At 69.0% G+C, this 22855-nt stretch carries 7 protein-coding genes; 5 read left to right on the top strand and 2 right to left on the bottom strand.

The genetic code is table 11. From position 1 onward, the window contains the following. Positions 1 to 2 precede the first annotated feature (2 nt). The 5 genes from NQZ70_RS25860 (at position 3) to NQZ70_RS25840 (ending at position 21414) form a co-directional block, all read left to right on the top strand. The gene (locus tag NQZ70_RS25860; protein ID WP_165374164.1) at positions 3 to 11402 is read left to right on the top strand and encodes a type I polyketide synthase; all 11400 of its coding nucleotides are present in this window, start codon (positions 3 to 5) and stop codon (positions 11400 to 11402) included. Positions 11403 to 11416: 14 nt separating this feature from the next. After that, positions 11417 to 18736, top strand: a complete 7320-nt coding sequence (locus NQZ70_RS25855; RefSeq protein ID WP_129576577.1) for a type I polyketide synthase — start codon at positions 11417 to 11419, stop codon at positions 18734 to 18736. Positions 18737 to 18850: 114 nt separating this feature from the next. Further along, the gene (locus NQZ70_RS25850) at positions 18851 to 20110 is read left to right on the top strand and encodes a cytochrome P450 (protein WP_129576576.1); all 1260 of its coding nucleotides are present in this window, start codon (positions 18851 to 18853) and stop codon (positions 20108 to 20110) included. 279 nt (positions 20111 to 20389) lie between these two features. Beyond that, on the top strand, positions 20390 to 20827 hold the full coding sequence (locus NQZ70_RS25845; RefSeq protein WP_129576575.1) for a cation:proton antiporter: 438 nt from the start codon (positions 20390 to 20392) through the stop codon (positions 20825 to 20827). Then, on the top strand, positions 20785 to 21414 hold the full coding sequence (locus NQZ70_RS25840; protein WP_129576574.1) for a hypothetical protein: 630 nt from the start codon (positions 20785 to 20787) through the stop codon (positions 21412 to 21414). The genes NQZ70_RS25845 and NQZ70_RS25840 overlap by 43 nt, the downstream gene beginning before the upstream one ends. Before the next feature lie 87 nt (positions 21415 to 21501). Here NQZ70_RS25840 and NQZ70_RS25835 read toward each other — a convergent pair whose 3' ends face one another. Beyond that, positions 21502 to 21933, bottom strand: a complete 432-nt coding sequence (locus tag NQZ70_RS25835; RefSeq protein WP_129576573.1) for a DUF6184 family natural product biosynthesis lipoprotein — start codon at positions 21931 to 21933, stop codon at positions 21502 to 21504. Between the two features lie 434 nt (positions 21934 to 22367). Beyond that, a complete protein-coding gene (locus tag NQZ70_RS25830; RefSeq protein WP_129576572.1) occupies positions 22368 to 22748 on the bottom strand; it encodes a sensory rhodopsin transducer in 381 nt (126 codons plus the stop codon). Positions 22749 to 22855: the final 107 nt, after the last annotated feature.

Here is a 22855-nt window from a genome sequence, read left to right as displayed (position 1 = left end):
GCGTGACAGACCGAGAAGGCCAGCTCCTGGAGCGCTTGCGTGAGGTTACTCTGGCCCTTCGCAAGACGCTGAACGAGCGCGATACCCTGGAGCTCGAGAAGACCGAGCCGATCGCCATCGTGGGGATCGGCTGCCGCTTCCCCGGCGGAGCGGGCACTCCGGAGGCGTTCTGGGAGCTGCTCGACGACGGGCGCGACGCGATCCGGCCGCTCGAGGAGCGCTGGGCGCTCGTAGGTGTCGACCCAGGCGACGACGTACCGCGCTGGGCGGGGCTGCTCACCGAAGCCATCGACGGCTTCGACGCCGCGTTCTTCGGTATCGCCCCCCGGGAGGCACGGTCGCTCGACCCGCAGCATCGCTTGCTGCTGGAGGTCGCCTGGGAGGGGTTCGAAGACGCCGGCATCCCGCCCAGGTCCCTCGTCGGGAGCCGCACCGGCGTGTTCGTCGGCGTCTGCGCCACGGAGTATCTCCACGCCGCCGTCGCGCACCAGCCGCGCGAAGAGCGGGACGCGTACAGCACCACCGGCAACATGCTCAGCATCGCCGCCGGACGGCTATCGTACACGCTGGGGCTGCAGGGACCTTGCCTGACCGTCGACACGGCGTGCTCGTCATCGCTGGTGGCCATTCACCTCGCCTGCCGCAGCCTGCGCGCTCGAGAGAGCGATCTCGCGCTGGCGGGAGGGGTCAACATGCTTCTCTCCCCCGACACGATGCGAGCTCTGGCGCGCACCCAGGCGCTGTCGCCCAATGGCCGTTGCCAGACCTTCGACGCGTCGGCCAACGGGTTCGTCCGTGGGGAGGGCTGCGGTCTGATCGTGCTCAAGCGATTGAGCGACGCGCGGCGGGATGGGGACCGGATCTGGGCGCTGATCCGAGGATCGGCCATCAATCAGGACGGCCGGTCGACGGGGTTGACGGCGCCAAACGTGCTCGCCCAGGGGGCGCTCTTGCGCGAGGCGCTGCGGAACGCCGGCGTCGAGGCCGAGGCCATCGGTTACATCGAGACCCACGGGGCGGCAACCTCGCTGGGCGACCCCATCGAGATCGAAGCGCTGCGCGCCGTGGTGGGGCCGGCGCGAGCCGACGGAGCGCGCTGCGTGCTGGGCGCGGTGAAGACCAACCTCGGCCACCTGGAGGGCGCTGCCGGCGTGGCGGGCCTGATCAAGGCGACGCTTTCGCTACATCACGAGCGCATCCCGAGGAACCTCAACTTTCGCACGCTCAATCCGCGGATCCGGATCGAGGGGACCGCGCTCGAGTTGGCGACCGAGCCGATGCCCTGGCCGCGGACGGGCCGGACGCGCTTCGCGGGAGTGAGCTCGTTCGGGATGAGCGGGACCAACGCGCATGTGGTGTTGGAGGAGGCGCCGGCGGTGGAGCCTGGGGCCGCGGCCCCCGAGCGCGCAGCGGAGCTGTTCGTCCTGTCGGCGAAGAGCGTGGCGGCGCTGGATGCGCAGGCAGCCCGGCTGCGGGACCACCTGGGGAAGCATGTCGAGCTTGGCCTCGGCGATGTGGCGTTCAGCCTGGCGACGACGCGCAGCGCGATGGAGCACCGGTTGGCGGTGGCCGCGAGCTCGCGCGAGGCGCTGCGAGGGGCGCTTTCGGCCGCAGCGCAGGGGCATACGCCGCCGGGAGCCGTGCGTGGGCGGGCCTCGGGCGGCAGCGCGCCGAAGGTGGTCTTCGTGTTTCCCGGCCAGGGCTCGCAGTGGGTGGGCATGGGCCGAAAGCTCATGGCCGAAGAGCCGGTCTTCCGGGCGGCGCTGGAGGGTTGCGACCGGGCCATCGAGGCGGAAGCGGGCTGGTCGCTGCTCGGGGAGCTCTCCGCCGACGAGGCCGCCTCGCAGCTCGGGCGCATCGACGTGGTTCAGCCGGTGCTCTTCGCCATGGAAGTAGCGCTTTCAGCGCTGTGGCGGTCGTGGGGAGTGGAGCCGGAAGCGGTGGTGGGCCACAGCATGGGCGAGGTTGCGGCGGCGCACGTGGCCGGCGCGCTGTCGCTCGAGGATGCGGTGGCGATCATCTGCCGGCGCAGCCGGCTGCTGCGGCGGATCAGCGGTCAGGGCGAGATGGCGCTGGTCGAGCTGTCGCTGGAGGAGGCCGAGGCGGCGCTGCGTGGCCATGAGGGTCGGCTGAGCGTGGCGGTGAGCAACAGCCCGCGCTCGACCGTGCTCGCCGGCGAGCCGGCGGCGCTCTCGGAGGTGCTGGCGGCGCTGACGGCCAAGGGGGTGTTCTGGCGGCAGGTGAAGGTGGACGTCGCCAGCCATAGCCCGCAGGTCGACCCGCTGCGCGAAGAGCTGATCGCGGCGCTGGGAGCGATCCGGCCGCGAGCGGCTGCGGTGCCGATGCGCTCGACGGTGACGGGCGGGGTGATCGCGGGTCCGGAGCTCGGTGCGAGCTACTGGGCGGACAATCTTCGGCAGCCGGTGCGCTTCGCTGCGGCGGCGCAAGCGCTGCTGGAAGGTGGCCCCACGCTGTTCATCGAGATGAGCCCGCATCCGATCCTGGTGCCGCCCCTGGACGAGATCCAGACGGCGGTCGAGCAAGGGGGCGCTGCGGTGGGCTCGCTGCGGCGAGGGCAGGACGAGCGCGCGACGCTGCTGGAGGCGCTGGGGACGCTGTGGGCGTCCGGCTATCCGGTGAGCTGGGCTCGGCTGTTCCCCGCGGGCGGCAGGCGGGTTCCGCTGCCGACCTATCCCTGGCAGCACGAGCGGTGCTGGATCGAGGTCGAGCCTGACGCCCGCCGCCTCGCCGCAGCCGACCCCACCAAGGACTGGTTCTACCGGACGGACTGGCCCGAGGTGCCCCGCGCCGCCCCGAAATCGGAGACAGCTCATGGGAGCTGGCTGCTGTTGGCCGACAGGGGTGGGGTCGGCGAGGCGGTCGCTGCAGCGCTGTCGACGCGCGGACTTTCCTGCACCGTGCTTCATGCGTCGGCTGACGCCTCCACCGTCGCCGAGCAGGTATCCGAAGCTGCCAGTCGCCGAAACGACTGGCAGGGAGTCCTCTACCTGTGGGGCCTCGACGCCGTCGTCGATGCTGGGGCATCGGCCGACGAAGTCAGCGAGGCTACCCGCCGTGCCGCCGCACCCGTCCTTGGGCTGGTTCGATTCCTGAGCGCTGCGCCCCATCCTCCTCGCTTCTGGGTGGTGACCCGCGGGGCATGCACGGTGGGCGGCGAGCCAGAGGTCTCTCTTTGCCAAGCGGCGTTGTGGGGCCTCGCGCGCGTCGTGGCGCTGGAGCATCCCGCTGCCTGGGGTGGCCTCGTGGACCTGGATCCTCAGAAGAGCCCGACGGAGATCGAGCCCCTGGTGGCCGAGCTGCTTTCGCCGGACGCCGAGGATCAACTGGCGTTCCGCAGCGGTCGCCGGCACGCAGCACGCCTTGTAGCCGCCCCGCCGGAGGGCGACGTCGCACCGATATCGCTGTCCGCGGAGGGAAGCTACCTGGTGACGGGCGGGCTGGGTGGCCTTGGTCTGCTCGTGGCTCGGTGGCTGGTGGAGCGGGGAGCTCGACATCTGGTGCTCACCAGCCGGCACGGGCTGCCAGAGCGACAGGCGTCGGGCGGAGAGCAGCCGCCGGAGGCCCGCGCGCGCATCGCAGCGGTCGAGGGGCTGGAAGCGCAGGGCGCGCGGGTGACCGTGGCAGCGGTGGATGTCGCCGAGGCCGATCCCATGACGGCGCTGCTGGCCGCCATCGAGCCCCCGTTGCGCGGGGTGGTGCACGCCGCCGGCGTCTTCCCCGTGCGTCCCCTGGCGGAGACGGACGAGGCCCTGCTGGAGTCGGTGCTCCGTCCCAAGGTGGCCGGGAGCTGGCTGCTGCACCGGCTGCTGCGCGACCGGCCTCTCGACCTGTTCGTGCTGTTCTCGTCGGGCGCGGCGGTGTGGGGTGGCAAAGGCCAAGGCGCATACGCCGCGGCCAATGCGTTCCTCGACGGGCTCGCGCACCATCGCCGCGCGCACTCGTTGCCGGCGTTGAGCCTCGCCTGGGGCTTATGGGCCGAGGGAGGCGTGGTTGATGCAAAGGCTCATGCACGTCTGAGCGACATCGGGGTCCTGCCCATGTCCACGGGGCCGGCCTTGTCGGCGCTGGAGCGCCTGGTGAAGACCAGCGCTGTCCAGCGTTCGGTCACACGGATGGACTGGGCGCGCTTCGCGCCGGTCTATGCCGCGCGAGGGCGGCGCAACTTGCTTTCGGCTCTGGTCGCGGAGGACGAGCGCACTGCGTCTCCCCCGGTGCCGACGGCAAACCGGATCTGGCGCGGCCTGTCCGTTGCGGAGAGCCGCTCAGCTCTCTACGAGCTCGTTCGCGGCATCGCCGCCCGGGTGCTGGGCTTCTCCGACCCGGGCGCGCTCGACGTCGGCCGAGGCTTCGCCGAGCAGGGGCTCGACTCCCTGATGGCTCTGGAGATCCGTAACCGCCTTCAGCGCGAGCTGGGCGAACGGCTGTCGGCGACTCTGGCCTTCGACCACCCGACGGTGGAGCGGCTGGTGGCGCATCTCCTCACCGACGTGCTGAAGCTGGAGGACCGGAGCGACACCCGGCACATCCGGTCGGTGGCGGCGGCGGATGACGACATCGCCATCGTCGGTGCCGCCTGCCGGTTCCCGGGCGGGGATGAGGGCCTGGAGACATACTGGCGGCATCTGGCCGAGGGCATGGTGGTCAGCACCGAGGTGCCAGCCGACCGGTGGCGCGCGGCGGACTGGTACGACCCCGATCCGGAGGTTCCGGGCCGGACCTATGTGGCCAAGGGTGCCTTCCTCCGCGATGTGCGCGGCTTGGATGCGGCGTTCTTCTCCATCTCCCCTCGTGAGGCGATGAGCCTGGACCCGCAACAGCGGCTGTTGCTGGAGGTGAGCTGGGAGGCGATCGAGCGCGCTGGCCAGGACCCGATGGCGCTGCGCGAGAGCGCCACGGGCGTGTTCGTGGGCATGATCGGGAGCGAGCACGCCGAGCGGGTGCAGGGCCTCGACGACGACGCGGCGTTGCTGTACGGCACCACCGGCAACCTGCTCAGCGTCGCCGCTGGACGGCTGTCGTTCTTCCTGGGTCTGCACGGCCCGACGATGACGGTGGACACCGCCTGCTCGTCGTCGCTGGTGGCGTTGCACCTCGCCTGCCAGAGCCTGCGATTGGGCGAGTGCGACCAGGCCCTGGCCGGCGGGTCCAGCGTGCTTTTGTCGCCGCGGTCATTCGTCGCGGCATCGCGCATGCGTTTGCTTTCGCCAGATGGGCGGTGCAAGACGTTCTCGGCCGCTGCAGACGGCTTTGCGCGGGCCGAGGGCTGCGCCGTGGTGGTGCTCAAGCGGCTCCGTGACGCGCAGCGCGACCGCGACCGCATCCTGGCGGTGGTCAGGAGCACGGCGATCAACCACGATGGCCCGAGCAGCGGGCTCACGGTGCCCAGCGGTCCTGCCCAGCAGGCGTTGCTAGGCCAGGCGCTGGCGCAAGCGGGCGTGGCGCCGGCCGAGGTCGATTTCGTGGAGTGCCACGGGACGGGGACAGCGCTGGGTGACCCGATCGAGGTGCAGGCGCTGGGCGCGGTGTATGGGCGGGGCCGCCCCGCGGAGCGGCCGCTCTGGCTGGGCGCTGTCAAGGCCAACCTCGGGCACCTGGAGGCCGCGGCGGGCTTGGCCGGCGTGCTCAAGGTGCTCTTGGCGCTGGAGCACGAGCAGATTCCGGCTCAACCGGAGCTCGACGAGCTCAACCCGCACATCCCGTGGGCAGAGCTGCCAGTGGCCGTTGTTCGCGCGGCGGTCCCCTGGCCGCGCGGCGCGCGCCCGCGTCGTGCAGGCGTGAGCGCTTTCGGCCTGAGCGGGACCAACGCGCATGTGGTGTTGGAGGAGGCGCCGGCGGTGGAGCCTGAGGCCGCGGCCCCCGAGCGCGCTGCGGAGCTGTTCGTCCTGTCGGCGAAGAGCGTGGCGGCGCTGGATGCGCAGGCAGCCCGGCTGCGGGACCATCTGGGGAAGCATGTCGAGCTTGGCCTCGGCGACGTGGCGTTCAGCCTGGCGACGACGCGCAGCGCGATGGAGCACCGGCTGGCGGTGGCCGCGAGCTCGCGCGAGGCGCTGCGAAGTGCGCTTTCGGCCGCAGCGCAGGGGCATACGCCGCCGGGAGCCGTGCGTGGGCGGGCCTCGGGCGGCAGCGCGCCGAAGGTGGTCTTCGTGTTTCCCGGTCAGGGCTCGCAGTGGGTGGGCATGGGCCGAAAGCTCATGGCCGAAGAGCCGGTCTTCCGGGCGGCGCTGGAGGGTTGCGACCGGGCCATCGAGGCGGAAGCGGGCTGGTCGCTGCTCGGGGAGCTCTCCGCCGACGAGGCCGCCTCGCAGCTCGGGCGCATCGACGTGGTTCAGCCGGTGCTCTTCGCCATGGAAGTAGCGCTTTCAGCGCTGTGGCGGTCGTGGGGAGTGGAGCCGGAAGCGGTGGTGGGCCACAGCATGGGCGAGGTTGCGGCGGCGCACGTGGCCGGCGCGCTGTCGCTCGAGGATGCGGTGGCGATCATCTGCCGGCGCAGCCGGCTGCTGCGGCGGATCAGCGGTCAGGGCGAGATGGCGCTGGTCGAGCTGTCGCTGGAGGAGGCCGAGGCGGCGCTGCGTGGCCATGAGGGTCGGCTGAGCGTGGCGGTGAGCAACAGCCCGCGCTCGACCGTGCTCGCCGGCGAGCCGGCGGCGCTCTCGGAGGTGCTGGCGGCGCTGACGGCCAAGGGGGTGTTCTGGCGGCAGGTGAAGGTGGACGTCGCCAGCCATAGCCCGCAGGTCGACCCGCTGCGCGAAGAGCTGGTCGCGGCGCTGGGAGCGATCCGGCCGCGAGCGGCTGCGGTGCCGATGCGCTCGACGGTGACGGGCGGGGTGATCGCGGGTCCGGAGCTCGGTGCGAGCTACTGGGCGGACAATCTTCGGCAGCCGGTGCGCTTCGCTGCGGCGGCGCAAGCGCTGCTGGAAGGTGGCCCCACGCTGTTCATCGAGATGAGCCCGCATCCGATCCTGGTGCCGCCCCTGGACGAGATCCAGACGGCGGTCGAGCAAGGGGGCGCTGCGGTGGGCTCGCTGCGGCGAGGGCAGGACGAGCGCGCGACGCTGCTGGAGGCGCTGGGGACGCTGTGGGCGTCCGGCTATCCGGTGAGCTGGGCTCGGCTGTTCCCTGCGGGCGGCAGGCGGGTTCCGCTGCCGACCTATCCCTGGCAGCACGAGCGGTACTGGATCGAGGACAGCGTGCATGGGTCGAAGCCCTCGCTGCGGCTTCGGCAGCTTCGCAACGGCACCACGGACCATCCGCTGCTCGGGGCTCCATTGCTCGTCTCGGCGCGACCCGGAGCTCACTTGTGGGAGCAAGCGCTGAGCGACGAGAGGCTATCCTATCTTTCGGAACATAGGGTCCATGGCGAAGCCGTGTTGCCCAGCGCGGCGTATGTAGAGATGGCGCTCGCCGCCGGCGTAGATCTCTATGGCACGGCGACGCTGGTGCTGGAGCAGCTGGCGATCGAGCGAGCCCTCGCCGTGCCTTCCGAAGGCGGACGCATCGTGCAAGTGGCCCTCAGCGAAGAAGGTTCCGGTCGGGCCTCATTCCAGGTATCGAGTCGTGAGGAGGCAGGTAGGAGCTGGGTGCGGCACGCCACGGGGCACGTGTGTAGCGACCAGAGCTCAGCAGTGGGAGTGTTGAAGGAAGCTCCGTGGGAGATTCAGCAGCGATGTCCGAGCGTCCTGTCGTCGGAGGCGCTCTATCCGCTGCTCAACGAGCACGCCCTCGACTATGGTCCCTGCTTCCAGGGTGTGGAGCAGGTGTGGCTCGGCACGGGGGAGGTGCTCGGCCGGGTACGCTTGCCAGAAGACATGGCATCCTCAAGTGGCGCCTATCGGATTCATCCCGCCTTGTTGGATGCATGTTTTCAAGTGCTGACCGCGCTGCTCACCACGCCGGAATCCATCGAGATTCGGAGGCGGCTGACGGATCTCCACGAACCGGATCTCCCGCGGTCCAGGGCTCCGGTGAATCAAGCGGTGAGTGACACCTGGCTGTGGGACGCCGCGCTGGACGGTGGACGGCGCCAGAGCGCGAGCGTGCCCGTCGACCTGGTGCTCGGCAGCTTCCACGCGAAGTGGGAGGTCATGGATCGCCTCGCGCAGGCGTACATCATCCGCACCCTCCGCACATGGAACGTCTTCTGCGCTGCTGGAGAGCGTCACACGATAGACGAGTTGCTCGTCAGGCTCCAAATCTCTGCTGTCTACAGGAAGGTCATCAAGCGATGGATGGATCACCTTGTCGCGATCGGCGTCCTTGTAGGGGACGGAGAGCATCTTGTGAGCTCTCAGCCGCTGCCGGAGCCTGATTTGGCGGCGGTGCTCGAGGAGGCCGGGAGGGTGTTCGCCGACCTCCCAGTCCTACTTGAGTGGTGCAAGTTTGCCGGGGAACGGCTCGCGGACGTATTGACCGGTAAGACGCTGGCGCTCGAGATCCTCTTCCCTGGTGGCTCGTTCGATATGGCGGAGCGAATCTATCAAGATTCGCCCATCGCCCGTTACTCGAACGGCATCGTGCGCGGTATCGTCGAGTCGGCGGCGCGGGTGGTAGCACCGTCGGGAACGTTCAGCATCTTGGAGATCGGAGCAGGGACGGGCGCGACCACCGCCGCCGTCCTCCCGGTGTTGCTGCCTGACCGGACAGAGTACCATTTCACCGATGTTTCTCCTCTATTCCTTGCTCGTGCGCAGCAGAGATTTCGAGACCATCCATTCCTGAAGTATGGCATCCTGGATATTGACCAGGAGCCAGCTGGCCAGGGATACGCACATCAGAAGTTCGACGTCATCGTCGCGGCCAACGTCATCCATGCGACCCGCGATATAAGAGCCACGGCGAAGCGTCTCCTGTCGTTGCTCGCGCCCGGAGGCCTTCTGGTGCTGGTCGAGGGCACAGGGCATCCGATCTGGTTCGATATCACCACGGGATTGATCGAGGGGTGGCAGAAGTACGAAGATGATCTTCGTACCGACCATCCGCTCCTGCCTGCTCGGACCTGGTGTGACGTCCTGCGCCGGGTAGGCTTTGCGGACGCCGTGAGTCTGCCAGGCGACGGATCTCCGGCGGGGATCCTCGGACAGCACGTGATCCTCTCGCGCGCGCCGGGCATAGCAGGAGCCGCTTGTGACAGCTCCGGTGAGTCGGCGACCGAATCGCCGGCCGCGCGTGCAGTACGGCAGGAATGGGCCGATGGCTCCGCTGACGTCGTCCATCGGATGGCGTTGGAGAGAATGTACTTCCACCGCCGGCCGGGCCGGCAGGTTTGGGTCCACGGTCGATTGCGTACCGGTGGAGGCGCGTTCACGAAGGCGCTCGCTGGAGATCTGCTCCTGTTCGAAGACACCGGGCAGGTCGTGGCAGAGGTTCAGGGGCTCCGCCTGCCGCAGCTCGAGGCTTCTGCTTTCGCGCCGCGGGACCCGCGGGAAGAGTGGTTGTACGCGTTGGAATGGCAGCGCAAAGACCCTATACCAGAGGCTCCGGCAGCCGCGTCTTCTTCCACCGCGGGGGCTTGGCTCGTGCTGATGGACCAGGGCGGGACAGGCGCTGCGCTCGTATCGCTGCTGGAAGGGCGAGGCGAGGCGTGCGTGCGCGTCATCGCGGGTACGGCATACGCCTGCCTCGCGCCGGGGCTGTATCAAGTCGATCCGGCGCAGCCAGATGGCTTTCATACCCTGCTCCGCGATGCATTCGGCGAGGACCGGATTTGTCGCGCGGTAGTGCAGATGTGGAGCCTTGATGCGACGGCAGCAGGGGAGAGGGCGACAGCGGAGTCGCTTCAGGCCGATCAACTCCTGGGGAGCCTGAGCGCGCTTTCTCTGGTGCAGGCGCTGGTGCGCCGGAGGTGGCGCAACATGCCGCGACTTTGGCTCTTGACCCGTGCCGTGCATGCGGTGGGCGCGGAGGACGCAGCGGCCTCGGTGGCGCAGGCGCCGGTGTGGGGCCTCGGTCGGACGCTCGCGCTCGAGCATCCAGAGCTGCGATGCACGCTCGTGGACGTGAACCCGGCGCCGTCTCCAGAGGACGCAGCTGCACTGGCGGTGGAGCTCGGGGCGAGCGACAGAGAGGACCAGGTCGCATTGCGCTCGGATGGCCGCTACGTGGCGCGCCTCGTGCGGAGCTCCTTTTCCGGCAAGCCTGCTACGGATTGCGGCATCCGGGCGGACGGCAGTTATGTGATCACCGATGGCATGGGGAGAGTGGGGCTCTCGGTTGCGCAATGGATGGTGATGCAGGGGGCCCGCCATGTGGTGCTCGTGGATCGCGGCGGCGCTTCCGAGGCCTCCCGGGATGCCCTCCGGTCCATGGCCGAGGCTGGCGCGGAGGTGCAGATCGTGGAGGCCGACGTGGCTCGGCGCGACGATGTCGCTCGGCTCCTCTCGAAGATCGAACCGTCGATGCCGCCGCTTCGGGGGATCGTGTACGTGGACGGGACCTTCCAGGGCGACTCCTCGATGCTGGAGCTGGATGCCCATCGCTTCAAGGAGTGGATGTATCCCAAGGTGCTCGGAGCGTGGAACCTGCACGCGCTGACCAGGGATAGATCGCTGGACTTTTTCGTCCTGTACTCCTCGGGCACCTCGCTTCTGGGCTTGCCCGGACAGGGGAGCCGCGCCGCCGGTGACGCCTTCTTGGACGCCATCGCGCATCACCGGTGTAGGCTGGGCCTTACAGCGATGAGCATCAACTGGGGATTGCTCTCCGAAGCATCATCGCCGGCGACCCCGAACGACGGCGGAGCACGGCTCCAATACCGGGGGATGGAAGGTCTCACGCTGGAGCAGGGAGCGGAGGCGCTCGGGCGCTTGCTCGCACAACCCAGGGCGCAGGTAGGGGTAATGCGGCTGAATCTGCGCCAGTGGTTGGAGTTCTATCCAAATGCGGCCCGATTGGCGCTGTGGGCGGAGTTGCTGAAGGAGCGTGACCGCGCCGACCGAGGCGCGTCGAACGCGTCGAACCTGCGCGAGGCGCTGCAGAGCGCCAGGCCCGAAGATCGTCAGTTGATTCTGGAGAAGCACTTGAGCGAGCTGTTGGGGCGGGGGCTGCGCCTTCCGCCGGCGAGGATCGAGCGGCACGTGCCGTTCAGCAATCTCGGCATGGACTCGCTGATAGGCCTGGAGCTCCGCAACCGCATCGAGGCCGCGCTCGGCATCACCGTGCCGGCGACCCTGCTATGGACCTACCCTACCGTAGCAGCTCTGAGCGGGAACTTGCTAGACATTTTGTTTCCGAATGCCGGCGCGACCCACGCTCCGGCCACCGAGCGGGAGAAGAGCTTCGAGAACGATGCCGCAGATCTCGAGGCTCTGCGGGGTATGACGGACGAGCAGAAGGACGCGTTGCTCGCCGAAAAGCTGGCGCAGCTCGCGCAGATCGTTGGTGAGTAAGGGACTGAGGGAGTATGGCGACCACGAATGCCGGGAAGCTTGAGCATGCCCTTCTGCTCATGGACAAGCTTGCGAAAAAGAACGCGTCTTTGGAGCAAGAGCGGACCGAGCCGATCGCCATCATAGGCATTGGCTGCCGCTTCCCCGGCGGAGCGGACACTCCGGAGGCATTCTGGGAGCTGCTCGACTCAGGCCGAGACGCGGTCCAGCCGCTCGACCGGCGCTGGGCGCTGGTCGGCGTCCATCCCAGCGAGGAGGTGCCGCGCTGGGCCGGACTGCTCACCGAGGCGGTGGACGGCTTCGACGCCGCGTTCTTTGGCACCTCGCCTCGGGAGGCGCGGTCGCTCGATCCTCAGCAACGTCTGCTGCTGGAGGTCACCTGGGAAGGGCTCGAGGACGCCGGCATCGCACCCCAGTCCCTCGACGGCAGCCGCACCGGGGTATTCCTGGGCGCATGCAGCAGCGACTACTCGCATACCGTTGCGCAACAGCGGCGCGAGGAGCAGGACGCGTACGACATCACCGGCAATACGCTCAGCGTCGCCGCCGGACGGTTGTCTTATACGCTAGGGCTGCAGGGACCCTGCCTGACCGTCGACACGGCCTGCTCGTCGTCGCTCGTGGCCATCCACCTTGCCTGCCGCAGCCTGCGCGCTCGCGAGAGCGATCTCGCGCTGGCGGGGGGCGTCAACATGCTCCTTTCGTCCAAGACGATGATAATGCTGGGGCGCATCCAGGCGCTGTCGCCCGATGGCCACTGCCGGACATTCGACGCCTCGGCCAACGGGTTCGTCCGTGGGGAGGGCTGCGGTATGGTCGTGCTCAAACGGCTCTCCGACGCCCAGCGACACGGCGATCGGATCTGGGCTCTGATCCGGGGTTCGGCCATGAATCAGGATGGCCGGTCGACAGGGTTGATGGCACCCAATGTGCTCGCTCAGGAGGCGCTCTTGCGCCAGGCGCTGCAGAGCGCTCGCGTCGACGCCGGGGCCATCGGTTATGTCGAGACCCACGGAACGGGGACCTCGCTCGGCGACCCGATCGAGGTCGATGCGCTGCGTGCCGTGTTGGGGCCGGCGCGGGCCGATGGGAGCCGCTGCGTGCTGGGCGCAGTGAAGACAAACCTCGGCCACCTGGAGGGCGCTGCAGGCGTGGCGGGTTTGATCAAGGCGGCGCTGGCTCTGCACCACGAATCGATCCCGCAAAACCTCCATTTCCACACGCTCAATCCGCGGATCCGGATCGAGGGGACCGCGCTCGCGCTGGCGACGGAGCCGGTGCCGTGGCCGCGGGCGGGCCGACCGCGCTTCGCGGGGGTGAGCGCGTTCGGCCTCAGCGGCACCAACGTCCATGTCGTGCTGGAGGAGGCGCCGGCCACGGCGCTCGCACCGGCGACGCCGGGGCGCTCAGCAGAGCTTTTGGTGCTGTCGGCGAAGAGCACCGCCGCGCTGGACGCACAGGCGGCGCGGCTCTCAGCGCACATCGCCGCGTACCCGGAGCAGGGCCTCGGAGACGTCGCGTTCAGCCTGGTAGCGACGCGTAGCCCGATGGAGCACCGGCTCGCGGTGGCGGCGACCTCGCGCGAGGCGCTGCGAAGCGCGCTGGAGGTTGCGGCGCAGGGGCAGACCCCGGCAGGCGCGGCGCGCGGCAGGGCCGCTTCCTCGCCCGGCAAGCTCGCCTTCCTGTTCGCCGGGCAGGGCGCGCAGGTGCCGGGCATGGGCCGTGGGTTGTGGGAGGCGTGGCCGGCGTTCCGCGAGACCTTCGACCGGTGCGTCACGCTCTTCGACCGGGAGCTCCATCAGCCGCTCTGCGAGGTGATGTGGGCCGAGCCGGGCAGCAGCAGGTCGTCGTTGCTGGACCAGACGGCATTCACCCAGCCGGCGCTCTTTGCGCTGGAGTACGCGCTGGCCGCGCTCTTCCGGTCGTGGGGCGTGGAGCCGGAGCTCGTCGCTGGCCATAGCCTCGGCGAGCTGGTGGCCGCCTGCGTGGCGGGTGTGTTCTCCCTCGAGGACGCCGTGCGCTTGGTGGTCGCGCGCGGCCGGTTGATGCAGGCGCTGCCGGCCGGCGGTGCGATGGTATCGATCGCCGCGCCGGAGGCCGACGTGGCTGCCGCGGTGGCGCCGCACGCAGCGTCGGTGTCGATCGCGGCAGTCAATGGGCCGGAGCAGGTGGTGATCGCGGGCGCCGAGAAATTCGTGCAGCAGATCGCGGCGGCGTTCGCGGCGCAGGGGGCGCGAACCAAACCGCTGCATGTCTCGCACGCGTTCCACTCGCCGCTCATGGATCCGATGCTGGAGGCGTTCCGGCGGGTGACCGAGTCGGTGACGTATCGGCGGCCTTCGATGGCGCTGGTGAGCAACCTGAGCGGGAAGCCCTGCACGGATGAGGTGTGCGCGCCGGGTTACTGGGTGCGTCACGCGCGAGAGGCGGTGCGCTTCGCGGACGGCGTGAAGGCGCTGCACGCGGCCGGTGCGGGCATCTTCGTCGAGGTGGGCCCGAAGCCGGCGCTGCTCGGCCTTTTGCCGGCCTGCCTGCCGGATGCCAGGCCGGTGCTGCTCCCAGCGTCGCGCGCCGGGCGTGACGAGGCTGCGAGCGCGCTGGAGGCGCTGGGTGGGTTCTGGGTCGTCGGTGGATCGGTCACCTGGTCGGGTGTCTTCCCTTCGGGCGGACGGCGGGTACCGCTGCCAACCTATCCCTGGCAGCGCGAGCGTTACTGGATCGAAGCGCCGGTCGATGGTGAGGCGGACGGCATCGGCCGTGCTCAGGCGGGGGACCACCCCCTTCTGGGTGAAGCCTTTTCCGTGTCGACCCATGCCGGTCTGCGCCTGTGGGAGACGACGCTGGACCGAAAGCGGCTGCCGTGGCTCGGCGAGCATCGGGCGCAGGGGGAGGTCGTGTTTCCTGGCGCCGGGTACCTGGAGATGGCGCTGTCGTCGGGGGCCGAGATCTTGGGCGATGGACCGATCCAGGTCACGGATGTGGTGCTCATCGAGACGCTGACCTTCGCGGGCGATACGGCGGTACCGGTCCAGGTGGTGACGACCGAGGAGCGACCGGGACGGCTGCGGTTCCAGGTAGCGAGTCGGGAGCCGGGGGAACGTCGCGCGCCCTTCCGGATCCACGCCCGCGGCGTGCTGCGCCGGGTCGGGCGCGCCGAGACCCCGGCGAGGTTGAACCTCGCCGCCCTGCGCGCCCGGCTTCATGCCGCCGTGCCCGCTGCGGCCATCTATGGGGCGCTCGCCGAGATGGGGCTTCAATACGGCCCGGCGTTGCGGGGGCTCGCCGAGCTGTGGCGGGGTGAGGGCGAGGCGCTGGGCAGGGTGAGACTGCCTGAGGCCGCCGGCTACGCGACAGCCTACCAGCTGCATCCGGTGCTGCTGGACGCGTGCGTCCAAATGATTGTTGGCGCGTTCGCCGATCGCGATGAGGCGACGCGGTGGGCGCCGGTGGAGGTGGGGTCGGTGCGGCTGTTCCAGCGGTCTCCTGGGGAGCTATGGTGCCATGCGCGCGTCGTGAGCGATGGTCAACAGGCCCCCAGCCGGTGGAGCGCCGACTTTGAGTTGATGGACGGTACGGGCGCGGTGGTCGCCGAGATCTCCCGGCTGGTGGTGGAGCGGCTTGCGAGCGGTGTACACCGGCGCGACGCAGACGACTGGTTCCTGGAGCTGGATTGGGAGCCCGCGGCGCTCGGTGGGCCCAAGATCACAGCCGGCCGGTGGCTGCTGCTCGGCGAGGGTGGTGGGCTCGGGCGCTCGTTGTGCTCAGCGCTGAAGGCCGCCGGCCATGTCGTCGTCCACGCCACGGGGGACGACACGAGCGCTGCAGGAATGCGCGCGCTCCTGGCCAACGCGTTCGACGGCCAGGCCCCGACGGCGGTGGTGCACCTCAGCAGCCTCGACGGGGGCGGCCAGCTCGACCCGGGGCTCGGGGCGCAGGGCGCGCTCGACGCGCCCCGGAGCCCAGATGTCGATGCCGATGCCCTCGAGTCGGCGCTGATGCGTGGTTGCGACAGCGTGCTCTCCCTGGTGCAAGCGCTGGTCGGCATGGACCTCCGAAATGCGCCGCGGCTGTGGCTCTTGACCCGCGGGGCTCAGGCGGCCGCCGCCGGCGATGTCTCCGTGGTGCAAGCGCCGCTGTTGGGGCTGGGTCGCACCGTCGCCTTGGAGCACGCCGAGCTGCGCTGTATCAGCGTCGACCTCGATCCAGCCCAGCCTGAAGGGGAAGCCGATGCTTTGCTGGCCGAGCTACTTGCAGATGATGCCGAGGAGGAGGTCGCGCTGCGCGGTGGCGACCGGCTCGTTGCGCGGCTCGTCCACCGGCTGCCCGACGCTCAGCGCCGGGAGAAGGTCGAGCCCGCCGGTGACAGGCCGTTCCGGCTAGAGATCGATGAACCCGGCGCGCTGGACCAACTGGTGCTTCGAGCCACGGGGCGGCGCGCTCCTGGTCCGGGCGAGGTCGAGATCGCCGTCGAAGCGGCGGGGCTCGACTCCGTCGACATCCAGCTGGCGTTGGGCGTTGCTCCCAATGACCTGCCTGGAGAAGAAATCGAGCCGTCGGTGCTCGGAAGCGAGTGCGCCGGGCGCATCGTCGCTGTGGGCGAGGGCGTGAACGGCCTTGTGGTGGGCCAGCCGGTGATCGCCCTCGCGGCGGGAGTATTTGCTACCCATGTCACCACGTCGGCCACGCTGGTGTTGCCTCGGCCTCCGGGGCTCTCGGCGACCGAGGCGGCCGCGATGCCCCTCGCGCATTTGACGGCCTGGTACGCCCTCGACAAGGTCGCCCACCTGCAGGCGGGGGAGCGGGTGCTGATCCATGCGGAGGCCGGTGGTGTCGGTCTTTGCGCGGTGCGATGGGCGCAGCGCGTGGGCGCCGAGGTGTATGCGACCGCCGACACGCCCGAGAAACGTGCCTACCTGGCGTCGCTGGGCGTGCGGTACGTGAGCGATTCCCGCTCGGGCCGGTTCGCCGCAGACGTGCATGCATGGACGGACGGCGAGGGTGTGGACGTCGTGCTCGACTCGCTTTCGGGAGAGCACATCGACAAGAGCCTCATGCTCCTGCGCGCCTGTGGTCGCCTTGTGAAGCTGGGCAGGCGCGACGACTGCGCCGACACGCAGCCTGGTCTGCCGCCGCTCCTACGGAATTTTTCCTTCTCGCAGGTGGACTTGCGGGGAATGATGCTCGATCAACCGGCGAGGATCCGTGCGCTCCTCGACGAGCTGTTCGGGTTGGTCGCAGCCGGTGCCATCAGCCCACTGGGGTCGGGGTTGCGCGTCGGCGGATCCCTCACGCCACCGCCGGTCGAGACCTTCCCGATCTCTCGCGCAGCCGAGGCATTCCGGAGGATGGCGCAAGGACAGCATCTCGGGAAGCTCGTGCTCACGCTGGACGACCCGGAGGTGCGGATCCGCGCTCCGGCCGAATCCAGCGTCGCCGTCCGCGCGGACGGCACCTACCTTGTGACCGGCGGTCTGGGTGGGCTCGGTCTGCGCGTGGCCGGATGGCTGGCCGAGCGGGGCGCGGGGCAACTGGTGCTGGTGGGCCGCTCCGGTGCGGCGAGCGCAGAGCAGCGAGCCGCCGTGGCGGCGCTGGAGGCCCAAGGCGCGCGCGTCACGGTGGCGAAAGCGGATGTCGCCGATCGGTCACAGATCGAGCGGGTCCTCCGCGAGGTTACCGCGTCGGGGATGCCGCTGCGGGGTGTCGTGCATGCGGCAGGTCTTGTGGATGACGGGCTGCTGATGCAGCAGACTCCGGCGCGGCTCCGCACGGTGATGGGACCTAAGGTCCAGGGAGCCTTGCACTTGCACACGCTGACACGCGAAGCGCCTCTTTCCTTCTTCGTGCTGTACGCTTCTGCAGCTGGGCTGTTCGGCTCGCCAGGCCAGGGCAACTATGCCGCAGCCAACGCGTTCCTCGACGCCCTTTCGCATCACCGAAGGGCGCAGGGCCTGCCGGCGCTGAGCATCGACTGGGGCATGTTCACGGAGGTGGGGATGGCCGTTGCGCAAGAAAACCGTGGCGCGCGGCTGATCTCTCGCGGGATGCGGGGCATCACCCCCGATGAGGGTCTGTCAGCTCTGGCGCGCTTGCTCGAGGGGGATCGCGTGCAGACGGGGGTGATACCGATCACTCCGCGGCAGTGGGTGGAGTTCTACCCGGCAACAGCGGCCTCACGGAGGTTGTCGCGGCTGGTGACCACGCAGCGCGCGGTCGCTGATCGGACCGCCGGGGATCGGGATCTGCTCGAACAGCTTGCCTCGGCTGAGCCGAGCGCGCGGGCGGGGCTGCTGCAGGACGTCGTGCGCGTGCAGGTCTCGCATGTGCTGCGTCTCCCTGAACACAAGATCGAGGTGGATGCCCCGCTCTCGAGCATGGGCATGGACTCGCTGATGAGCCTGGAGCTGCGCAACCGCATCGAGGCTGCGCTGGGCGTCGCCGCGCCTGCAGCCTTGGGGTGGACGTACCCAACGGTAGCAGCGATAACGCGCTGGCTGCTCGACGACGCCCTCGCCGTCCGGCTTGGCGGCGGGTCGGACACGGACGAATCGACGGCAAGCGCCGGATCGTTCGTCCACGTCCTCCGCTTTCGTCCTGTCGTCAAGCCGCGGGCTCGTCTCTTCTGTTTTCACGGTTCTGGCGGCTCGCCCGAGGGCTTCCGTTCCTGGTCGGAGAAGCCTGAGTGGAGCGATCTGGAAATCGTGGCCATGTGGCACGATCGCAGCCTCGCCTCCGAGGACACGCCTGGTAAGAAGTACGTCCAAGAGGCGGCCTCGCTGATTCAGCACTATGCAGACGCACCGTTTGCGTTAGTAGGGTTCAGCCTGGGTGTCCGGTTCGTCATGGGGACAGCCGTGGAGCTCGCTAGTCGTTCCGGCGCACCGGCTCCGCTGGCCGTTTTCACGTTGGGCGGCAGCTTGATCTCTTCTTCAGAGATCACCCCGGAGATGGAGACCGATATAATAGCCAAGCTCTTCTTCCGAAATGCCGCGGGTTTCGTGCGATCCACCCAACAAGTTCAGGCCGATGCTCGCGCAGACAAGGTCATCACAGACACCATGGTGGCTCCGGCCCCCGGGGACTCGAAGGAGCCGCCCTCGAAGATCGCGGTCCCTATCGTCGCCATCGCCGGCTCGGACGATGTGATCGTGCCTCCAAGCGACGTTCAGGATCTACAATCTCGCACCACGGAGCGCTTCTATATGCATCTCCTTCCAGGAGATCACGAGTTTCTCGTCGATCGAGGGCGCGAGATCATGCACATCGTCGACTCGCATCTCAATCCGCTGCTCGCCGCGAGGACGACGTCGTCAGGCCCCGCGTTCGAGGCAAAATGATGGCAGCCTCCCTTGGGCGCGCGAGATGGTTGGGAGCAGCGTGGGTGCTGGCGGCCGGCGGCAGGCAGCGGAGGCTCATGAGCCTTCCTGGAAGTTTGCAGCATAGGAGATTTTATGACACAGGAGCAATCGAATCAGAGTGAGACGAAGCCTGCTTTCGACTTCAAGCCGTTCGCGCCTGGGTACGCGGAGGACCCGTTTCCCGCGATCGAGCGCCTGAGAGAGGCAACCCCCATCTTCTACTGGGATGAAGGCCGCTCCTGGGTCATCACCCGATACCACGACGTGTCGGCGGTGTTCCGCGACGAACGCTTCGCGGTCAGTCGAGAAGAATGGGAATCGAGCGCGGAGTACTCGTCGGCCATCCCCGAGCTCAGCGATATGAAGAAGTACGGATTGTTCGGGCTGCCGCCGGAGGATCACGCTCGGGTCCGCAAGCTCGTCAACCCATCGTTTACGTCACGCGCGATCGACCTGCTGCGCGCCGAAATACAGCGCACCGTCGACCAGCTGCTCGATGCTCGCTCCGGACAAGAGGAGTTCGACGTTGTGCGGGATTACGCGGAGGGAATCCCGATGCGTGCGATCAGCGCTCTGTTGAAGGTTCCGGCCGAGTGTGACGAGAAGTTCCGTCGCTTCGGCTCGGCGACTGCGCGCGCGCTCGGCGTGGGTTTGGTGCCCCAGGTCGATGAGGAGACCAAGACCCTGGTCGCGTCCGTCACCGAGGGGCTCGCGCTGCTCCATGGCGTCCTCGATGAGCGGCGCAGGAACCCGCTCGAAAATGACGTCTTGACGATGCTGCTTCAGGCCGAGGCCGACGGCAGCAGGCTGAGCACGAAGGAGCTGGTCGCGCTCGTGGGTGCGATTATCGCTGCTGGCACCGATACCACGATCTACCTTATCGCGTTCGCTGTGCTCAACCTGCTGCGGTCGCCCGAGGCGCTCGAGCTGGTGAAGGCCGAGCCCGGGCTCATGAGGAACGCGCTCGATGAGGTGCTCCGCTTCGACAATATCCTCAGAATAGGAACTGTGCGTTTCGCCAGGCAGGACCTGGAGTACTGCGGGGCATCGATCAAGAAAGGGGAGATGGTCTTTCTCCTGATCCCGAGCGCCCTGAGAGATGGGACTGTATTCTCCAGGCCAGACGTGTTTGATGTGCGACGGGACACGAGCGCGAGCCTCGCGTACGGTAGAGGCCCCCATGTCTGCCCCGGGGTGTCCCTTGCTCGCCTCGAGGCGGAGATCGCCGTGGGCACCATCTTCCGTAGGTTCCCCGAGATGAAGCTGAAAGAAACTCCCGTGTTTGGATACCACCCCGCGTTCCGGAACATCGAATCACTCAACGTCATCTTGAAGCCCTCCAAAGCTGGATAACTCGCGGGGGTATCGCTTCCCGAACCTCATTCCTTCACGATACAACTCGCGCGCGGGTGCTGTCTGCCGCGGGTGCGATTCGATCCAGCGGACGAGCCCATTGTCAGCGCGCGAAGATCGAATCCACGGCCCGGAGAAGAGCCCGATGGCGAGCCCGTCCGGGTAACGTCGGAAGAAGTGCCGGGCGCCGCCCTGGGAGCGCAAAGCTCGCTCGCTCGCGCTCAGCGCGCCGCTTGCCATGTCCGGCCCTGCACCCGCACCGAGGAGCCACCCGCCCTGATGCACGGCGTCACCGAGCGGCAGGTTCTGCTCTCGCTCGTCGCCCTCGCGCTCGTCCTCCTGACCGCGCGCGCCTTCGGCGAGCTCGCGCGGCGGCTGCGCCAGCCCGAGGTGCTCGGCGAGCTCTTCGGCGGCGTGGTGCTGGGCCCGTCCGTCGTCGGCGCGCTCGCTCCTGGGTTCCATCGAGTCCTCTTCCAGGATCCGGCGGTCGGGGTCGTGCTCTCCGGCATCTCCTGGATAGGCGCGCTCGTCCTGCTGCTCATGGCGGGTGTCGAGGTCGATGTGAGCATCCTGCGCAAGGAGGCGCGCCCCGGGGCGCTCTCGGCGCTCGGCGCGATCGCGCCCCCGCTGCGCACGCCGGGGCCGCTGGTGCAGCGCATGCAGGGCGCGTTCACGTGGGATCTCGACGTCTCGCCGCGACGCTCTGCGCAAGCCTGAGCCTCGGCGCCTGCTCGTACACCTCGCCGGTGCTCGCTCCGCCCGCGGACATCCGGCCGCCCCCCGCGGCCCAGCTCGATCCGGACTCGCCGGATGACGAGGCCGACGAGGCCGACGAGGCGCTCCGCCCGTTCCGCGACGCGATCGCCGCGTACTCGGAGGCCGTTCGGTGGGCGGAGGCGGCGCAGCGGCCGCGGCTGGAGAGCCTCGTGCGGCTCGCGATCGTGCGGCTGGGCAAGGCGCTCGACAAGGCACCTTTCGCGCACACGACGGCCGGCGTCTCCCAGATCGCCGGCAGACTCCAGAACGATGCGGTCTGGTTCGATGTCGCCGCCCGGTACGCGAGCTTCCGCGCGGCGACGGAGCACGCGCTCCGCGACGCGGCGTCGGGCATGGAGGCGCTCGCGGTCGGCCCGTACCGCGGATCGAGCGGCGTGTCCGCTGCCGTAGGGGAGTTTCGGGGGGAGGCGGCGCGCCTTCACCCCGCGGACCGCGTACCCGCGTCCGACCAGCAGATCCTGACCGCGCTGCGCGCAGCCGAGCGGGCGCTCATCGCGCTCTACACCGCGTTCGCCCGTGAGGAGTGAGCCTCTCTCGGGCGCAGCCGAGCGGCGGCGTGCCGGTGGTTCCCTCTTCGCAACCATGACCGGAGCCGCGCCCGGTCCGCGCAGCGGCTAGCGCGCGTCGCGGCAGAGATCGCTGGAGCGACAGGCGACGACCCGCCCGAGGGTGTCGAACGGATTGCCGCAGCCCTCATTGCGGATCCCCTCCAGACACTCGTTCAGCGCCTTGGCGTCGATGCCGCCTGGGCACTCGCCGAAGGTCAGCTCGTCGCGCCACTCGGATCGGATTTTGTTCGAGCACGCGTCCTTGCTCGAATACTCCCGGTCTTGTCCGATGTTGTTGCACCGCGCCTCGCGGTCGCACCGCGCCGCCACGATGCTATCGACGGCGCTGCCGACTGGCACCGGCGCCTCGCCCTGCGCGCCACCCGGGGTTTGCGCCTCCCCGCCTGACCGCTTTTCGCCGCCGCACGCCGCCGCGAGCAGGCTCATTCCCGACACCGAGATCAGGCCCACGACCAGTTTCCCAGCAATCTTTTGCATGGCTTCCCCTCCCTCACGACACGTCACATCAGAGATTCTCCGCTCGGCTCGTCGGTTCGACAGCCGGCGACGGTCACGAGCAAAACCGTCCCCGACCAGAACAGCCGCATGCGGGTTTCTCGCAACATGCCCCGACATCCTTGCGACTAGCGTGCCTCCGCTCGTGCCGAGATCGGCTGTCCTGTGCGACGGCAATGTCCTGCGATCGGCCGGGCAGGATCGACCGACACGGGCGCCGGGCTGGAGGTGCCGCCACGGGCTCGAAATGCGCTGCAGCAGGCGCCTCCATGCCCGCAGCCGGGAACGCAGCGCCCGGCCAGCCTCGGGGTGACGCTGCAAACGGGAGATGCTCCCGGAGAGGCGCCGGGCACAGCCGAGCGCCGTCACCACCGTGCGCACTCGTGAGCGCCAGCTCTTCGGCATAGAAGAGACCGTCACTCCCGGTCCGTGTAGGCGATCGTGCTGAGCAGCGCGTTCTCCGCCTGACGCGAGTCGAGCCGGGTATGCTGCACGACGATGGGAACGTCCGATTCGATCACGCTGGCATAGTCCGTATCGCGCGGGATCGGCTCAGGGTCGGTCAGATCGTTGAACCGGACGTGCCGGGTGCGCCTCGCTGGAACGGTCACCCGGTACGGCCCGGCGGGGTCGCGGTCGCTGAAGTAGACGGTGATGGCGACCTGCGCGTCCCGGTCCGACGCATTCAACAGGCAGGCCGTCTCATGGCTCGTCATCTGCGGCTCGGGTCCGTTGCTCCGGCCTGGGATGTAGCCCTCTGCGATTGCCCAGCGCGTCCGCCCGATCGGCTTGTCCATGTGTCCTCCCTCCTGGCTCCTCTTTGGCAGCCTCCCTCTGCTGTCCAGGAGCGACGGCCTCTTCGTTCGACGCGCTCGTGGCTCCATGGCCGAGAATCCTCGCCGAG

This window comes from Sorangium sp. So ce836, from assembly GCF_028553905.1.
GTDB classification, from domain to species: Bacteria; Myxococcota_A; Polyangia; order Polyangiales; family Polyangiaceae; genus Sorangium; species Sorangium cellulosum_D.
The sequence above is the reverse complement of the archived record's forward strand: the minus strand, read 5'-3'. Positions and strand labels throughout refer to the sequence as shown.